This is a genomic window from Actinoplanes sp. NPDC051513 (genome assembly GCF_044454685.1).
GTDB lineage: Bacteria > Actinomycetota > Actinomycetes > Mycobacteriales > Micromonosporaceae > Actinoplanes.
Genome location: NZ_JBITDW010000034.1, coordinates 46,069 through 61,674 on the forward strand (window position 1 = coordinate 46,069; position 15,606 = coordinate 61,674).

At 71.4% G+C, this 15,606-nt stretch carries 12 protein-coding genes; 9 read left to right on the forward strand and 3 right to left on the reverse strand.

Annotation, left to right across the window (positions count from 1 at the left end):
• The first annotated feature begins 100 nt into the window (after positions 1 to 100).
• The 9 genes from ACIA5D_RS47325 (at position 101) to ACIA5D_RS47365 (ending at position 12,185) form a co-directional block, all read left to right on the forward strand.
• On the forward strand, positions 101 to 1,210 hold the full coding sequence (locus ACIA5D_RS47325) for a YbdK family carboxylate-amine ligase (RefSeq protein WP_396037272.1): 1,110 nt from the start codon (positions 101 to 103) through the stop codon (positions 1,208 to 1,210).
• A gap of 147 nt (positions 1,211 to 1,357) precedes the next feature.
• Positions 1,358 to 4,024: a LuxR C-terminal-related transcriptional regulator gene (locus ACIA5D_RS47330; RefSeq protein ID WP_396037273.1), complete on the forward strand. Its 2,667-nt coding sequence runs from the start codon at positions 1,358 to 1,360 to the stop codon at positions 4,022 to 4,024.
• A gap of 8 nt (positions 4,025 to 4,032) precedes the next feature.
• Positions 4,033 to 5,250 (forward strand): YihY/virulence factor BrkB family protein, encoded by a 1,218-nt coding sequence (locus tag ACIA5D_RS47335; protein WP_396037274.1) that lies wholly within the window; start codon positions 4,033 to 4,035, stop codon positions 5,248 to 5,250.
• Positions 5,251 to 5,423: 173 nt separating this feature from the next.
• Positions 5,424 to 5,933 (forward strand): DUF6069 family protein, encoded by a 510-nt coding sequence (locus tag ACIA5D_RS47340; RefSeq protein ID WP_396037275.1) that lies wholly within the window; start codon positions 5,424 to 5,426, stop codon positions 5,931 to 5,933.
• Positions 5,933 to 6,361, forward strand: a complete 429-nt coding sequence (locus tag ACIA5D_RS47345; protein WP_396037277.1) for a hypothetical protein — start codon at positions 5,933 to 5,935, stop codon at positions 6,359 to 6,361. The genes ACIA5D_RS47340 and ACIA5D_RS47345 overlap by 1 nt, the downstream gene beginning before the upstream one ends.
• 1 nt (position 6,362) lies before the next feature.
• Positions 6,363 to 6,854 (forward strand): hypothetical protein, encoded by a 492-nt coding sequence (locus tag ACIA5D_RS47350; protein ID WP_396037278.1) that lies wholly within the window; start codon positions 6,363 to 6,365, stop codon positions 6,852 to 6,854.
• Between the two features lie 236 nt (positions 6,855 to 7,090).
• Entirely contained in the window at positions 7,091 to 9,832 is a 2,742-nt protein-coding gene (locus tag ACIA5D_RS47355; RefSeq protein WP_396037279.1) for a cation-translocating P-type ATPase, read from the forward strand.
• Positions 9,829 to 10,278, forward strand: coding sequence for an RDD family protein (locus ACIA5D_RS47360; protein WP_396037280.1), 450 nt, complete (start codon positions 9,829 to 9,831; stop codon positions 10,276 to 10,278). The genes ACIA5D_RS47355 and ACIA5D_RS47360 overlap by 4 nt, the downstream gene beginning before the upstream one ends.
• An 8-nt stretch (positions 10,279 to 10,286) precedes the next feature.
• Positions 10,287 to 12,185 (forward strand): hypothetical protein, encoded by a 1,899-nt coding sequence (locus ACIA5D_RS47365; RefSeq protein WP_396037281.1) that lies wholly within the window; start codon positions 10,287 to 10,289, stop codon positions 12,183 to 12,185.
• On the opposite strand, the gene ACIA5D_RS47370 is transcribed toward ACIA5D_RS47365, so the two are convergent.
• The 3 genes from ACIA5D_RS47370 to ACIA5D_RS47380 are packed head-to-tail and all read right to left on the reverse strand — an operon-like array spanning position 12,172 to position 15,519.
• On the reverse strand, positions 12,172 to 13,002 hold the full coding sequence (locus ACIA5D_RS47370) for a class II glutamine amidotransferase (RefSeq protein WP_396037283.1): 831 nt from the start codon (positions 13,000 to 13,002) through the stop codon (positions 12,172 to 12,174). The genes ACIA5D_RS47365 and ACIA5D_RS47370 overlap by 14 nt on opposite strands.
• Before the next feature lie 51 nt (positions 13,003 to 13,053).
• The gene (locus ACIA5D_RS47375; RefSeq protein WP_396037284.1) at positions 13,054 to 14,949 is read right to left on the reverse strand and encodes a phage holin family protein; all 1,896 of its coding nucleotides are present in this window, start codon (positions 14,947 to 14,949) and stop codon (positions 13,054 to 13,056) included.
• A gap of 3 nt (positions 14,950 to 14,952) precedes the next feature.
• Entirely contained in the window at positions 14,953 to 15,519 is a 567-nt protein-coding gene (locus tag ACIA5D_RS47380; RefSeq protein ID WP_396037285.1) for an HdeD family acid-resistance protein, read from the reverse strand.
• Positions 15,520 to 15,606 lie beyond the last annotated feature (87 nt).

Here is a 15,606-nt window from a genome sequence, read left to right on the forward strand (position 1 = left end):
TTGTAAAGAGCTGCGGTTATAAAGATCGGATCACCCCCTGCGGATGAGGCACCCGCCCGCCGCACGGTCGCACGCTGCACGCTACGTGATGCAGCGAGCGATGGGGGACGCGATGCTCACGATGGGGGTCGAAGAGGAGTTCCTGCTGCTGGGGCCGGACGGCGCCGTGGTGCCGTCGGCGCCTTACGTGGCGCGCCTGGCGCGGGCGGGCGACCAGGTCAAGCCGGAGTTCCTCGCCTTTCAACTGGAAACCACCACCGCGGTCTGCACCCGGCTCGACCAGCTGCGCAAGGAACTGGTACGGCTGCGGCTGCGCGCCGGCGACGCCGCGCGGCGGGCCGGGGCGAACCTCGTCTCGGTCGGCGCGCCGCCGTTCGCGGCCGGGCCGCTGGGCGCGGTGACCGACGAGACCCGGTACCGCGAGATGGCCGGGCACTTCCCGGGCGCGGTCGTGGCCGGCAGCGCCTGCGCGTGCCAGGTGCACGTCGGCGTGCCCGACCGGGACCTCGCGGTCGAGGTGCTCGCCCGGATCCGGCCGTGGCTGCCCGCGCTGCTGGCGCTCACGGTGAACTCACCGTTCGCCGGGGACCGGGACACCGGCTGGGCCAGCTACCGCTACCACCTGCAGCAACGCTGGCCGACGTTCCGGCCGCCCGGCGCCTGGGCCGGAGCGGCACGCTACGACCGGGTGGTGCGCTCGCTGGTGGGCACAGGCGCGGCTTACGACCCGCGCGCCGTGTACTTCCTGGCACGGCTGTCCGAACGCTACCCGACGGTCGAGGTCAGGGTCGCCGACGCCTGCCTCAGCGTCGAGGACACCGTCTTTTTCGCCGCGGTCGTACGCGCGCTGGTCGCCACGCTGATCGAGGACGCACGGCACAACATCACCACGCTGCCGATCCCCACCGGCGTGGTCGACGCGCACCTCATGACGGCCGCGCACGGCCAGGTGCGGATCCGCCGCGGCCGCACGCCGGACGCGACGTCGCCGGCCGCCGCGGGCGCGGTCGCGCGCCTCATGACGAAGGTGGCCCCGGCCCTCGCTGCCTGGGGAGACGCCGACGACGTGTACGCGAGCCTGGACCGGCTGCGGCGCGAGGGAACCGGCGCCGACCGGCAGCGGCGGGCCTGGGTCCGCGCCGGATCGCCAGAGGGATTCATCGATTTCCTCGCGAACGCGACCGCGGGCGCCACGGCGGCACATAAATAGAAGCTTGTCAACGCGTACGCTGGTGGCTGCCTTGGCGTAGTGAGAGGGTTACTCAGCGCTTAATCCGTTTCGGACGATGCGGGATTCGTCACCCACGGTCAACGATGATCCAGTCGTTCTGACGCTTGTGCCTGCGGAGGGAGCATTGTGACATCAGAGCTCGTCGTCCCGGCACCGATCTCTACCTCGGCGGTGGCCCCGGCCACCGCCGGCGATCCGTTGCTGCAATCGAAGTTCGCCGTGCCCGAGCCGCCCAGCTTCCTGGTCGCCCGGCCCCGGCTCACCGAGCGCCTCGCCCGGGGCGTCCGCGAGCCCGTGACGCTCGTCGTCGGGCCGGCCGGCGCCGGAAAGACCCAGCTCGTCGCGGCGTGGGCCGCCGAGGAGTCGCCCGGATACCCGATCGGCTGGATCACGCTCGAGGAGGAGGACGGGCAGTCCGACTCGCTCTGGGCGTACATTCTCGAGGCACTGCGCCGGGCCGGCGTGCCGTTCGCGCCGTCGTTCAACGCCACCGCCGACCGGTCCTTCCTGGTGCGGCTCGCCGCCGCCCTGGCCGAGCAGGCCGAACCCGTCGTGCTGGTGCTCGACGGCGTGTCGTACCTGCAGGGCCAGCAATGGGCCACCGACCTGGAGTTCGTGCTGCGGCACGCCGGGCGGATGCTGCGGCTCGTCCTGGCCGGCCGCTGGGATCCCCCGCTCCCCCTGCACCGCTACCGGCTGGCCGGCCGGCTCGAGGAGGTCCGCAGCGAAGACCTGGCCTTCACCGCCGACGAGGCGGCCGAACTGCTCGCGCTGCACCGGGTGCCGCTCAGCCGCGACGGCATGGCCCAGCTGCTGCAGCACACCGAGGGCTGGGCGGCCGGGCTGAGGCTGTTCGCGATGGCGCTCGAGGACGCCGGCGACGCCGAGAGCCTGATCGCCACGATCACCGGCAACGACGCGACGATCGCCGAGTACTTCGTCGACGAGGTGCTGCGCATCCAGCCCGCGCACGTGCGCACGTTCCTGCTGGAGACCAGCATCCTCGACACCTTCACCCCGGAACTGGCCGGCGCCGTCACCGAGCGGGCCGACTCGCGGCAGCTGCTGGCGGCGCTCTGCCGGCAGAACGCGTTCGTCCAGCACGCGAGCGAAGGCGCGTACCGGTGCCACCGGCTCTTCGCCGAGCTGCTGGAGGCCCAGCTCAACCGGGAGGCGCCCGAGCGCATCCCCGAACTGCACCGGCGGGCCGCCGTGTGGTTCGCCGCGGCCGGCCAGCTCATCGAGGCGATCGGGCACGCGTCCGCGGCCGGCGACTGGGTGCTCGCGGCGTCCGTCGTGATCGAGGATTACGCGATCGGCCGGCTTCTGGTCGACGGGCGGGAGAGCCGGCTGGGCGAGCTGCTGTCCGGCATGCCCGCCGGCCTGGAGAGCCCCGAGGGCGCGGTCATCGCGGCGGCGCTCGCCCTCACCGTGCGCGACGCGGAGACCAGCGCGGCTCAGCTGGAGCGGGCCGAGGAGCTCATGATGACCCGGCCCTCCGGCTACAGCCCCGCCCTGGCCCTCGCCCACCTGATCACCGACGCCATGCTGGCCCGCCAGCGCGACGACACCGACGCCGTGCTGCACGCCGCCGCGGCGGCCGAGGAGCTGCTCGGCCAGACCCCGCCCGCCCAGCAGCAACGCCACGACGAGCTGCGGATGCTGGTGCTCGCCGCCCGCGGCGACGCGCAGAGCCGGATCGGGGCGGTCGACGCCGCCGCGATCACGCTCACCGAGGTCGCCACCACGGCGACTGCCAACTGCGACGGCGTACGCATCGGCGCGCTCGCCCACCTGGCGCTGATCGAGGCGCACCGGGGCCGGCTGCGCCACGCCGAGAAGCTCGCCGACCAGGCAACGGAGCTCGCCGACCGGATAGGACTCGGCACCGCCTCGCGGCCGGTCGGCGCCGAGCTGGCGCTGGCCTGGGTGGCGATGGAGCGCTACGACATCGACACCGCCGGCCGGCACCTGCGCGCCGCCGACCCACGCCGGATCCGCCCCGCGGACGGCATGATCCACGCCGCGTTCGCGCTGATCCGCTCCCGCCGCCTGCAGGCGCGCGGCGAGCTGCGCGGCGCGCTCACGGCGCTCGCCGACGGCGGCCCCGTGCCCGGCGGCCAGGCGGCGCCGTACTGGCTCACCCGCCAGCTGGCGCTCTCGCGGGCGCGGCTGCTGGTGACGATGAGCCGGCCCGACCAGGCCCTGGAGGCCCTGGGCAAGATGGCCGAGCCGGAGGCCGACGACGCCACCGTGGTGCGCGCCGCGGCGCTGGCCGCGGCGGGAGAGGCCGAGCAGGCCTGGCAGTTGGTCGAGCCGGTGGCCGGGGCGGCAGGGGTGGCCTCCCCGGTGAGCCTGGAGGCCTGGCTGGTCCTCGCGACCGTCGCGGCGCGCCGCGGCGAGGTCGACGAGGCGCGCGGCGCGCTGCGGCAGGCGTTGCGGGCCGCCTCGCCGGAGTCCCAGCGCCGGGCGGTCCAGCAGGTCTGGGCCGACCTGCGCCGGGTGCTGCGCGACGACGACGAGCTCGCCGCGCAGTACAAGCAGCTCCAGGGGGCCGCGCACGCCGCGCCCGCGGCGGCCGCCGAGAACGTCCTGGTGTTCGAGGCGCTCAGCAAGCGCGAGATGGAGGTGCTCGAGGGCATGGCGGCGATGCTGCCCACCGAGGAGATCGCCGCGACCCTCTACGTCTCGGTCAACACGGTCAAGACGCACGTGCGCAGCATCCTGCGCAAGCTGTCGGCCTCGCGGCGCAACGAGGCCGTGCGGCGGGCGCGCTCGCTCGGCCTCATCTGAAGCCGGCGATGGACGCGGACCGCGGGCTGGCCGCCCTTCCCGGGTGGCTACGCCCGCGCGCCGGTCTCGTGCTGGCGTCCTGGTTCGGCCGCCTGCTGCTGCGGTTCGCCGGCGGGCTGATCAACGTCCAGATCTTCGATCGGTCGATGACCCTGGCCGCACAGGCGTTCACCTCGATCTTCCCGCTACTGATCATGTTCGGCGCCCTGCTCGGCGCGAAGAACGCGGGCGCGATCGCGGACACCATCGAGCTTCCCGACTCGTCGCGCCAGCTGCTGTCCGACGCCCTGGACGACACCGGCTTCGGCACGTTCGGGGTGCTCAGCGCGCTGATCGTGCTCGTGTCGGCCACCGGGCTCGCCCGCGCGATGGTGCGCGCGTACGCGGCCGTCTGGGGCATCGCGAAGGTCCGCTCCGGGCCGGCCGCGGCCGCCCGCTGGCTGCTGGTCGTGCTGCTGCTGAGCGGGTACGTGATCGGCAGCCGGATGATCGGCCGGCTCGGCGACGACACGCCGCTGCCCTTGATCACCGACAGCGTCGCGCTGTTCGTGGCCGACGTGGCGATCACGATCCTGCTGCCGATGATGTTGCTGGGCGGCGCCGTCCCGGCCCGGCGGCTGGTGCCGGGCGGGCTCGCCTTCGGGCTGATCATGTTGGCCGTGCGGCCGGCCGGGCACATCTACCTGCCGCGGGCGCTGCGCTCCAGCAGCGAGCACTACGGCACGATCGGGCTGGCCTTCACCTACATCGGATGGCTCTACATCATCTCGTTCTGCCTGCTCGGCGCGGCCGTGATCGGGCAGGTCCTCGCCGAGGACCGGAGCCTTTTCGGCCAGGTGGTCCGCGGCGAGGCCGGGCTGCGGTCGCTGTCAGTGGCGATACGCGCGCGTCAGCTCCCCGCCGTGCGCGACCGTCGCGTACAGCACGACGGCGGCCAGGCCGAGGGAGACGACCGACCAGATCGGGTAGGCGTCGATGAAGGCGAAGTTGATCACGAGAGCGACGCAGGCCAGGACGATCGCGAGGCCGCGGGCCCAGATCTGACCGAGCATGAGGCCGCCGCCGACGACCATGAGGACCACGCCGAGGACGATGTGGATCCAGCCGAGGGTGGTGAGCCCGACGTCGAGCAGCAGGTCGGACCGGGAGCCCTCGAGGGCCTCCGGGCGAATGAGCGCAAGCGACCCGATGGTCAGGTGCGCGCCGCCCAGGAGCAACAGCATTAGGCCGCCGAACAGGATCCAGGCGATCCACCCGGTCGGCTCCTTCTCTTGATCTGTCACTCCGCCAGCGTCCGCCGCGGCCGGGACGACCGCGTCACCCTCGCCGGATGAGGTACGCCGCGTGCGCCGGTCGCGATACTCGGGGACGACTCGGGCAGCTCTCGAGGAGGACGGCAATGACCAACGTCTATCGACCGCCGACACCACCGCAACCCGTACTGAACGCCGGCCGGCTCTGGGCCGGCGGCGTCGCCACCGCCGTGGTGGCCGCGCTGATCGCTGTCGTCGGCATCCTTTTCGGCCGCGGCGTCTTCGACGTCGAGGTCCTCGCCCCCAAGGGCGAGGGCGTCTGGGGCGACGCCTCCACCGGCTGGTACGCGCTCGGCGCCGCGATCGCCGCCCTGCTCGCCACCGGTCTGATCCAGCTGCTGATCCTCACCACGCCGAGGCCGATGCGCTTCTTCGGCTGGGTGATCGGGCTGGCCACGATCGCCGCGATGCTGATGCCGTTCGTCACCACCGAGGACCGCGGCTCGCGCTGGTACACGGCCGGGCTCAACCTCGTGCTCGGCATCGCGATCGGCACGCTCGTCGCCGGCGTCGCCAAGAGCGCGCTGCGGCCCGCCCTCATGCAGCCCGGCGCCCGCACGAATCCACCGCCACCACCACAGACGGGATACCGCTGATGTCCCAGCACGCCGCTCGGCGCGGAGACCTCACCAAGTGGATCGGCTGGATCCTGTTCATCGGCATCGTCATGATCGTCAGTGGCCTGATCAGCCTGATCCAGGGCCTGGTGGCGCTCCTCGACGACGACTTCTACCTGGTCACCGCCGAGGCACTGGCGATCGACGTGAACTATTCGGTCTGGGGCTGGACGCTGGTCGCGTTCGGGGTGATGCTCATGGGCGCCGGGTACGCGGTGATGTTCGGCTACCTGTGGGCCCGGTTCATCTCGCTGATCATCGTCTTCGTCCACGCGCTGATCAATTTGACCTTCCTGGCCGCGTACCCGATCTGGTCGATCATCGCGATCGGCCTGGACCTGATCGCCATCTACGCGCTCGCCGTGCACGGCCAGGAGGCCAAGATGCTCCGCCGGGAGAAGGCCTGACATGTCGGTGAGCCGGTGGCGGATCCGCCTGACGCACGAGACGGCCGAGGGCACCGCCGCCGGTATCTACGGCATCATCGTCAGCTCGGCCGTGCTGGTGACGGCCCACGCCGAGACCGCGTACAAGCTCGACATCATCGTGGTCGTCACGCTGATCATCTACTGGCTGGCCGAGCGGTACGCCCGGATCATCGCGGAACGGATACACGAGGGGCACCGGCCGCAATGGCACGCCGTGCGCGATCAGCTCACCCACGGGTGGGAGATCATGAGCGCCTCGCTGGTGCCGCTGCTCGTCCTGCTGCTCGCCCGGGCGGCCGGCGCGGGGATGAACCTCGCGATTCTGTTCGCGCTGGTCACCAGCACACTTCTGCTCGGCCTGGCCGGATGGCGGATGGGCGCCCGGCTGCACCCGGCCGAGCGGCTGGTGTCCACGCTGGTGGCGAGCGCTTTCGGCGTCGTCATGATCGCGCTGAAGATCCTCCTGCACTGACCGCCCGCCCGGCTCATTCGGCTGGGATGAGGCGGTCGCACGGGCGTCGACGGGACGATCGGGACGATCGAGCCCGAGGAGGCAAAGTCATGTTCGGATCCCGCCGCGTGGCCCGGCGCACCGGCCGCAGAACGGCACGACGCGTTTCTCGCCGCCGCTAACCGGCGTCACCGCGGGCACGGCCGGAACGTCCACCCGGCCGTGCCCGATCCCGCCGTTCTCATGAGGAGCAACCGATGGCGATCACGACCTCCCCGCCCCCCTTCCACACCCTCACGGTCGACCAGGCCCTCGAGGCCGAGGAGGTCGAGCGCCAGTCCGGCCTGGGCACCGCCGAGGTCGAGCGCCGCCGCGCCCAGTACGGCCCCAACAAGTTCGCCGAGGCGCGCAAGGAGCCCTGGTGGCGATCCTTCCTGCGGCAGTACGCCGACCCCATGCAAATCGTGCTGCTGGTCGCCGGCATCGGCAGCATGGTGCCGCTCAAGCAGTGGGGCACCGGCATCCTGCTGATCCTGCTGACGCTGCTCAACGCCGTGCTCGGCCTGCACCAGGAGGGCAAGGCCGCGGCCGCGATCGGCGCCCTGCAGAAGATGATGATCGTCAAGGCCAAGGTGCGGCGCGACGGTACCCTCGTCGAGCTGGCGGCCGAGGAGCTGGTGCCCGGCGACGTCGTGCTGATCGAGGCCGGCGACCTGGTGCCCGCCGACGGCCGGCTGCTGCGCGCTGCCACCCTGGAGATCGACGAGTCGGCGCTGACCGGGGAGAGCCTTCCGGTGAGCAAGAGCGTCGAGGCCTGCGGGAACGTCGACACCGACCTCGGCGACCGGTCCGACATGGCGTACATGAACACCAACGTCACCCGGGGCTCCGGCGAGCTGCTGGTCACCGCGACCGGCATGGAGACCGAGGTCGGTCACATCTCCGGCATGCTGCAGACCGAGAAGGAGGAGGAAACTCCCCTCACCCGGCAGCTGGCCAAGCTGACCAACCAGATCCTCTACATCTCCGGCTTCGCGCTGCTCGCCTCGGTCATCATCAACCTGGCCCGCGGCAACGAGTTCAACGTCGTCTTCACGGCCGCCATCGCGTTCGCCATCTCGGCGATCCCGACCGGCCTGCCCGCCGTGGTCACGACGATCCTGTCGCTGGGCACCACCACCCTCGCCAAGGCCAACGCGATCGTGAAGCGGCTGCGCTCGACCGAGACGCTCGGCTCGACCTCGGCGATCAACTCGGACAAGACCGGGACGCTGACGCTCAACCAGATGACCGCCACCGAGATGGCCATTCCGGGACGGCGTTACGTGGTCACGGGCAGCGGCTATTCGACCGAGGGCACGATCCAGCGGGTCGCCGGCCAGCCGGACACGCCGCTCGACGACTTCCTGCTGCCGATGGCGCTGGCCGCGGACGCCGTGGTCCACGACGGCTCGATGATCGGCGACCCGACCGAGGGCGCGCTCGTCGTGCTCGCCGAGAAGGGCGGGATCTCTGTCGACGCGACCCGGGAGCACTATCCCCGGGTGGCGGTGCTGCCGTTCGATGCCGCGTACAAGATGATGGCGACCTTCCACCGTCTCTCCCTGCCGGACGGGCGCGAGGTGATCCGCGCCTTTGTCAAAGGGGCGCCCGACCAGCTGTTGTCCCGTGCCACCCACACGCTCGCCCCGGACGACCTCTCGGTGATCGACGCCGATCCCGCCTTCAAGAAGCGTTACCTCGACGAGAACCGGCGGCTCGGCGAGCAGGGGCTGCGGGTCATGGCGACCGGGCGCAAGGACTTCGACCCAAAGACCTTCGACGCCGGCGCCGACCTGCTCGCGGCGCTCGACGGGATGACCGTGCTCGCGCTCGTCGGCATCGTCGACCCGCCACGGACGCAGGCCAAGGCCGCGATCGTCGAGGCGCACGCGGCCGGCATCCAGGTCCGCATGATCACCGGCGACCACGCGGTCACCGCGGCCGCCATCGCCGAGAAGCTGGGCATCCGCGGCCGGGCCATCACCGGCGCCGAGTTCGCGGCGATGACCGACGCCCAGGCCGACGAGCAGATCGACGGCATCGGCGTGATCGCCCGGGTCACCCCCGAGCACAAGGTCCGCCTCGTCGAGGTGCTCAAGCGCAAGGGCCACATCGTCGCGATGACCGGCGACGGCGTCAACGACGCGCCGGCGCTGAAGAAGGCCGACATCGGCATCGCCATGGGGATCACCGGCACCGAGGTGAGCAAGGAAGCCGCCGCGATGATCCTCACCGACGACGACTTCGCGACGATCGTCAAGGCGGTACGGCTGGGCCGCGAGCTCTACGACAACCTGAAGAAGTACATCTTCTTCCAGATCGGCGTGCTCATCGGCATGGTCGTCACGTTCCTGAGCGCCAGCATCTTCAACATCGCGGCCGGCGTCCCGTTCGTGCCGCTGCAGACGCTGTGGCTGAACTTCACCACCCAGGTGTTCCAGTCGGTCGGCCTCGGCTACGGCAAGGGCGACCCCGACATCATGGCCCGCAAGCCCCGCAGGTCCGACGAGCCGCTGCTCAGCCGCAAGTCGATGCGCTGGCTCGGCGTCGTCGGCCTGGTCATGGGCATCAGCACCCTGATCGTCATCTGGTGGGGCGACCAGGAGTGGAACCTCGACACCGGCCGGACCATGGGCGTCACCGCGTTCTCCATCATGAACCTGTTCTTCTCGTTCACGGTGCGCAGCGACCTCCGCTCGGTGTTCAGCGTGGAGACCTTCGGCGACCGCCGCTTCGTCATCACCAGCGGCATGTCGGTGGCGGCCATCTACCTGGCCACCTCGCTCGACGTGCTCCAGCGGCTGCTGGGCACGGTGGGCCTCAACGCCGTGCAGTGGATCATCTGCATCGGCGCCGCGCTGACCGTCATCGTCCTCACCGAGATCCGCAAGGCCGTCCTGCGGCGCCGCCGCCCGCCGGTCGCCGCGGAACCCGTGCCGGTCGCCGTCACCGCATGAGCGCCACCATCTCCGCGAAGCCGGCCCTCTCCGTAGCCGGCTTCGCGGGCGTGGTGAGCAGGACCATCGCGTACGTCATCGACGCGCTGATCGTCTCGATCGCGTCGGCCGGGACGGCCGCCGGGATCAGCCTGGTCGCCTCGGTCGTCGGCAGCGATGCGCGCGACCTGGCCCGCACGCTCACCGCGGCCTACCTAGTGGCGCTGCCGGCCGTGTTCGCGCTCTACTGCACCGTCCTCTGGGGACTGGCCGGCCGCACCATCGGCATGGCCATGGTCGGCATCCGGGTGGTCGGCACGAACCGCAGGCCGGTCCGCTGGTGGTCGGCGCTCGTGCGTGGAATCCTGCTGGCGTACTTCCCGATCGGCTCGCTGTGGCTGCTTGTCGACCGGCGGCACCGGGCGATCCACGACCTGATCGCCCGCACTCTCGTCATCCGCATGTAGGAGTGTCCGTGGCGCGCCGATTCCTCGTCCTGGTCATCACCGCACTGGCCTTGCTGGCGCCCCCCGGCGTGGCCGCCGCCCATCCTCCGGCGCCGGGCCTGCTTCCCTTCCCCAGCAACAGCTTCACGGTCCGCGACCGGACCAGCCCGACCGGCCTTCGCGTGCATTTCCCGGCCGACGCGCTGCCCGCCAACATCGCCGGCGTCCACATCGACCCGGCCGAGTGGAACCGGCAGGACGGCTTCAGCCCCGGCACGCCCATCCTCGTCGACGTGCCCGGCCTCGATCCCGTGGCCAGCGGCATCGCGCCGGTCACCGACATCGGGCGTTCGCTCGCCCCGGGCGCGCCCGTCGCGCTCATCGATACGCGTACGTGGCATCGCGTGCCCTGTTGGGCCGAGCTCGACGCCCACGGCGAGCCCGGCCGGCAGTTGCTCATCATCCGGCCGGCCGTCGCGCTGCGGGAGGCAACCCGGTACGTCGTCGTCCTGCGAGGACTGCGTGACAGCGACGGCAAGCTGATCCCCGGCCCAGGTTCGGGTCTCGGCAGCGACCTACGCCGGAGCGGGATCTCGCGGCACGGCCTCCACCTCGCGTGGGACTTCACCGTTGCCAGCGAACAGAGCCTGACCGGCCGGGTCCTGCACATGCGCGACGACGCGTTCGCCGCCCTCGGCCGCCGCGCGCCCGGGTTCAGCGTCGGTCAGGTCACCGACTACACGCCCGAGCAGGACGCCCGCATCGCTCGCCAGGTGCGCGGCACGGTCACGGTGCCGAGCTACCTGACCGGCGCCGGCGGGCCCGGCTCCCGGATGACCTACGGACCCGGCGGGCAGCCCGCCACGTCCGGAACCCTCGCGGCCGACTTCGTCTGCAACATCCCGCGCTCGGCGACGGCCGGCACGCCGGCCCACCTGTCGCTCTACGGCCACGGCCTGCTCGGCGCCCCCACCGAGATCAACGCCGGCAACGTGAAGCAGATGTCGCAGACGTACGATTTCATGTTCTGCGCGACCAGCTGGATCGGCCTCTCCAACGGCGACATCCCCTTCGTCGCCGGGGTCTGGAGCGACCTCAGCCGGTTCCCGGCCGTGCCCGACCGGCTCCAGCAGAGCTTCCTCAACTTCCTGTTCCTGGGCCGGGCAATGATCGCGCCGGCCGGCTTCGCCGCGAACCCCGCCTTCCAGGACGGCCAGGGCCGCAGCCTGCTCGACCGGCGCGGCGGCCTGCACTACGACGGCAACAGCCAGGGCGGCATCAACGGCGGCGCGCTCACCGCGATCGCGCAGGACTGGACCCGCTCGGTCCTCGGCGTGCCCGCCATGAACTACAGCACGCTGCTGCAGCGCAGCGTCGACTTCGCGCCGTTCCAGCAGCTCATGGACCAGTCGTATCCCGGCAAGACCGACCAGCAACTGGTCCTCGCGCTGATCCAGATGCTGTGGGACCGCGGCGAGGCCAACGGGTACGCCCAGCACATCACCACGCGGCCGCTGCCCCGCACGCCGCAGCACCAGGTGCTGATGCACGTCGCGTTCGGCGACCACCAGGTCTCGCCGGCGGCCGCGCAGGTCGAGGCCCGCACGATCGGCGCCCGCCTCCACCGGCCCGCGCTGGCCCCGGGCTGGTCCGACGAGGTGATGCCGTTCTGGGGCATCGGGCCGATCCTTCGCTACCCGTACCGCGGCTCGGCGATGGTGGTGTGGAACAGCGGTCAGGCGTACGCGCCGCCGCCCACCAACCTCGCGCCGGCCGGCCCGCAGTACGGCACGGACCCGCACGAGTTCCCACGCGCCCAGCCGGCCGCCCAGTTGCAGAAGGCGACCTTCCTGCTCACCGGAAGAGTGATCGACGTCTGCGAGGGCGGTCCCTGCCCCTCTCCCCTGGCGAGGGTCAGCGTGGGGTGAAGGCGCCCAGCTGGTCGTCGCCCTTCTGGATGACGCCGTAGCTGGACTCGGGCACCGCGTTCCAGGCGCCCTGCAGCTCGCCGAGCGGCTCGGAGACGATGAGCCGGGTCTCTTCGGAGAGCCCGCGCAGCAGCTCCATATCGGGGTGCAGCGCGCGCAACGCGTTCAGTTCGGTGCTGAAGAACAGCGTCCGGCTGTGGCCCTCGCTCGAGTAGCGGAAGGCCCAGATCCGGTCGCCGTCGGTGGCGCCCACCGTCATCTGCAGCGGGTTGGCGACGCCGTGGTCGCGGGCGACCTTCTCGACGAAGCCGGCCATCCGCTCGACGCCGAGCAGCGGGTCGTCGCGCAGGCCGAACGTCAGGGCCAGGTAGAACATGACCTCGGAGTCGGTGGAGCCGGAGATGCTGGGGAACAGGTCGGGGTCGATCGCCAGCATCAGGTCGCGCCGCAGCTCGCGGAAGTTGTGGATGGCCCCGTTGTGGCACCACAGCCAGCGCCCGTACCGGAAAGGATGGCAGTTGGTCTGTTGCACGGGGGTGCCGGTGCTCGCGCGGATGTGCGCCAGGAAGTGGCCGGAGCGGGTCACCCGGGCGAGTTCGCGCAGGTTGACGTCACCCCAGGCCGGGCCGATGCCACGGAACAGGGCGGGGACGGGCTGGTCCGACGGTTCGTACCAGCCGACCCCGACGCCGTCGCCGTTCGTGGTCTCGACGCCGAGCCGGGAGTGCATGCTCTGGTCGATGAGGGAGTGGCGGGGCTTGTAGAGAAGTTCGTCGAGCAGGATGGGCGTACCCGAGTAGGCCAGCCAGCGACACATGGCAATTCCCCTTCGTCACCGTCAGGGTGGCGGCGCCGGCCCAAGACCTCATCACCCCGCACGGATGAGGCCCAGCCATCCCTTCATGACCGCGTGCACGGCGTCGGCGCTGTCCAGCGGCCCCTCGACCGGCAGGTCGCGCGGGTGGATCAGCACCGGCCGGTTCTGCCAGCCGCCGAGCCCGCCGTGGCAGCCGACCAGCTCCTCGAACGCGGCCACCTCGCCGGTCGCCGGGTCGTGCAGGCTGTTCACCAGGATGTCGGGCGTGTGGCCGAGCCGGTCGTGCCGGCGCAGGTCGCTCGCGGCGAACTCGCCGAAACCCTCGAGCGGGTCGGCGCCGATCACGACGTCGGTATCGAGCAGCCGCCGGCCGTGACGACCGATCACCGTCGGTCCCTCGTGGTGGGAACGCACCATCACCCAACCGACCCCGGGGTGCGTGGCGAGACGGTCGATGAGACCCGGCGCGTGCTTCTCGATCTCCTCCATGGACAGCCGCCCCGGCTGGCGGGCGAGGGAGACCAGGCCAAGATTCCCGGAGGCGACCACCACGAACTCGGGCGTGTCGTTCGCCGGCGGTGGCGTGGAAGGGGCGGACGACGGGAGAAGGCTGGCCCGCAACGTCGAGGCCCGCCCGGCCTGCTCGTCGTCGGTGGCCATCTCGACATCGCCACGGACAAGCTCATCGAGCCCGATCCCGTAGCGCTGGCGGAACGTCGCGCCCTGGCTCTGCCCGTGGTCCGACAGCACGACGAAGTGATACGGCCGGGGCGCCGCCGCCGCGACCTCCTCGAGGTTGGCGAGGATCCCGTCGATCCCCTCGAGAGCGGCCAGCGCCTCCGGCCGCGCCGGCCCGGCGTGATGGGCGATCTCGTCGTAGTCGACGAAGTCGCAGTAGATCGAGGGTGTCCCCCGCATCAGGTGCTCGGCGAGAACGGCGAGATTGAGGTGCCGCAGCAGCACGTTCGTCACCCCGCGCAGCAGCACGTAGGACGGCTCCCGCCGGATCCGCGGCTCCACCCGGCGCAGCCGCTGCCGCCGTGCCTGGTGCAGCTCCTTCACGATCTCGCCGACGGTCAGCACCATCGACCGCGTCAACCCGAACGGATCGAGCAGGTAGGTGCTCAGATAACGGGCCGGCCCGCGCCCGGCGCGCGCGGTGCTCATCGTCAGCAGACTGGTCGGCGCGTCGCCCGAGAACACGTTGCTGAGGCTGACGCCGCCGTCGGCCAGCAGCCCGTTCCCGTTGCTGAGCCGGGCCTCGACCAGGGCCGCGTCGGACGGCTGGTTGGTCACGATCAGGCGGGCGCTGTCCTTCTCGTACCAGCGGAAGGCGGGCACCTGATCGCTCGCGCCGTGCAGAAGTCCCGCCTGGCTCGCCGGCGTCGTCGCCGGCAGTTGCGCATGCCACTCGGTGAGCACATGGCTCCCCGAGCGCAGCCACCGCCCCAGCGTGGGCAGGTTGCCGGTCTCCAGCGCCCAGCGGGCCAGCGGCGCGGAGAGCCCGTCGATCTGCACGAAGACCACGCCGGGCACATCGGTGCGCGGCACCTTCCCGCGGAAGCGCCGGTTGACCCAGAGCAGGTGCCGGGTGACCGCCTCGGTCCGCCCGGCGGTGACCACCCACAGCGCGATGCTGATCAGGGCAGAGTAGATCCAGGAGGCCCAGAACGCGTCCCAGAAGGTGTCGCCGTGAATGCCCGGCGTGATGGCGAGGGCGAGATAGACCAGCGCGGCCTGAGCGAGCAGCCAGCCGGCCAGCACGCCGGCCCAGCCGATCCTGGTCATCAGCGCCGCGATCGCCGGCCGGATCACCACCCCGAACAGGCCGAGCAGCAGGGCCGCGACCAGCACCGACCAACCGCTGTCCGCCGACAGGCCGGGCAGCACCAGGATCGTGATCCCCAGAGCCGCCCAACCGGCCAGCAATATCCCGGCGGTGCGCATCGGCTAGGCCGGGGCGCGCCGCACGACGAAGGCGAGAGCCACCTCGCCGGCGCCCACCACGATGCTGCTGATGCCGGTGAGCAGCACCAGCGTGGCCAGCGAGAGGCCGGGGGCGAAGACGAAGACCAGACCGGCGATCAGGGAGATGACGCCGAGGAGGATCAGCGCGGTCCGCTCGGCGCCCTGCCGCTGCACGCCGACGAGCACCGCGGTCAGGCCGGTGAGGATCCAGGTGATCGCGAACAGCAGCGCCAGCAGGGCGACCCGGGTGACCACGTTGCGCAGGCAGATGACGCCGGCGATCAGCACGATGATGCCGATGATGCCGGACAGGACGTTGCGGACGATGCTGCCGCTGGGCAGGAACGCGCCGATGATCCGGGCGACGCCGGCCACGAACAGCCAGACACCGGCGAGCGCCGCCATGATGCGGATCGTGATGTCGGGCCAGACCAGCACGGCGATGCCGAACGCGACGCCGAGCAGCCCGGTGATGAGGACGGTCCACCAGGGGAATGGCTGGGAGCGGACCTCGGCGACCACGCCGGGCCACTCGCGAGTCTCGGTCATGCTCACCAGCCAACGCCGTACGCGATCATCGGTCTTCATCCCGCAGGGATGCTTCAGAGCAGGCCCACCTTCAGAGCAGGCCCACCT

What these genes read in the sequence shown, in the direction of transcription:
- ACIA5D_RS47325 (WP_396037272.1), top strand. Translation starts at nt 101, where the DNA reads ATGGGGGACGCGATGCTCACGATGGGGGTCGAAGAGGAGTTCCTGCTG.
- ACIA5D_RS47335 (WP_396037274.1), top strand. Translation starts at nt 4,033, where the DNA reads ATGGACGCGGACCGCGGGCTGGCCGCCCTTCCCGGGTGGCTACGCCCG.
- ACIA5D_RS47340 (WP_396037275.1), top strand. Translation starts at nt 5,424, where the DNA reads ATGACCAACGTCTATCGACCGCCGACACCACCGCAACCCGTACTGAAC.
- ACIA5D_RS47345 (WP_396037277.1), top strand. Translation starts at nt 5,933, where the DNA reads ATGTCCCAGCACGCCGCTCGGCGCGGAGACCTCACCAAGTGGATCGGC.
- ACIA5D_RS47350 (WP_396037278.1), top strand. Translation starts at nt 6,363, where the DNA reads ATGTCGGTGAGCCGGTGGCGGATCCGCCTGACGCACGAGACGGCCGAG.
- ACIA5D_RS47355 (WP_396037279.1), top strand. Translation starts at nt 7,091, where the DNA reads ATGGCGATCACGACCTCCCCGCCCCCCTTCCACACCCTCACGGTCGAC.
- ACIA5D_RS47360 (WP_396037280.1), top strand. Translation starts at nt 9,829, where the DNA reads ATGAGCGCCACCATCTCCGCGAAGCCGGCCCTCTCCGTAGCCGGCTTC.
- ACIA5D_RS47370 (WP_396037283.1), bottom strand. Translation starts at nt 13,002, where the DNA reads ATGTGTCGCTGGCTGGCCTACTCGGGTACGCCCATCCTGCTCGACGAA.
- ACIA5D_RS47375 (WP_396037284.1), bottom strand. Translation starts at nt 14,949, where the DNA reads ATGCGCACCGCCGGGATATTGCTGGCCGGTTGGGCGGCTCTGGGGATC.
- ACIA5D_RS47380 (WP_396037285.1), bottom strand. Translation starts at nt 15,519, where the DNA reads ATGACCGAGACTCGCGAGTGGCCCGGCGTGGTCGCCGAGGTCCGCTCC.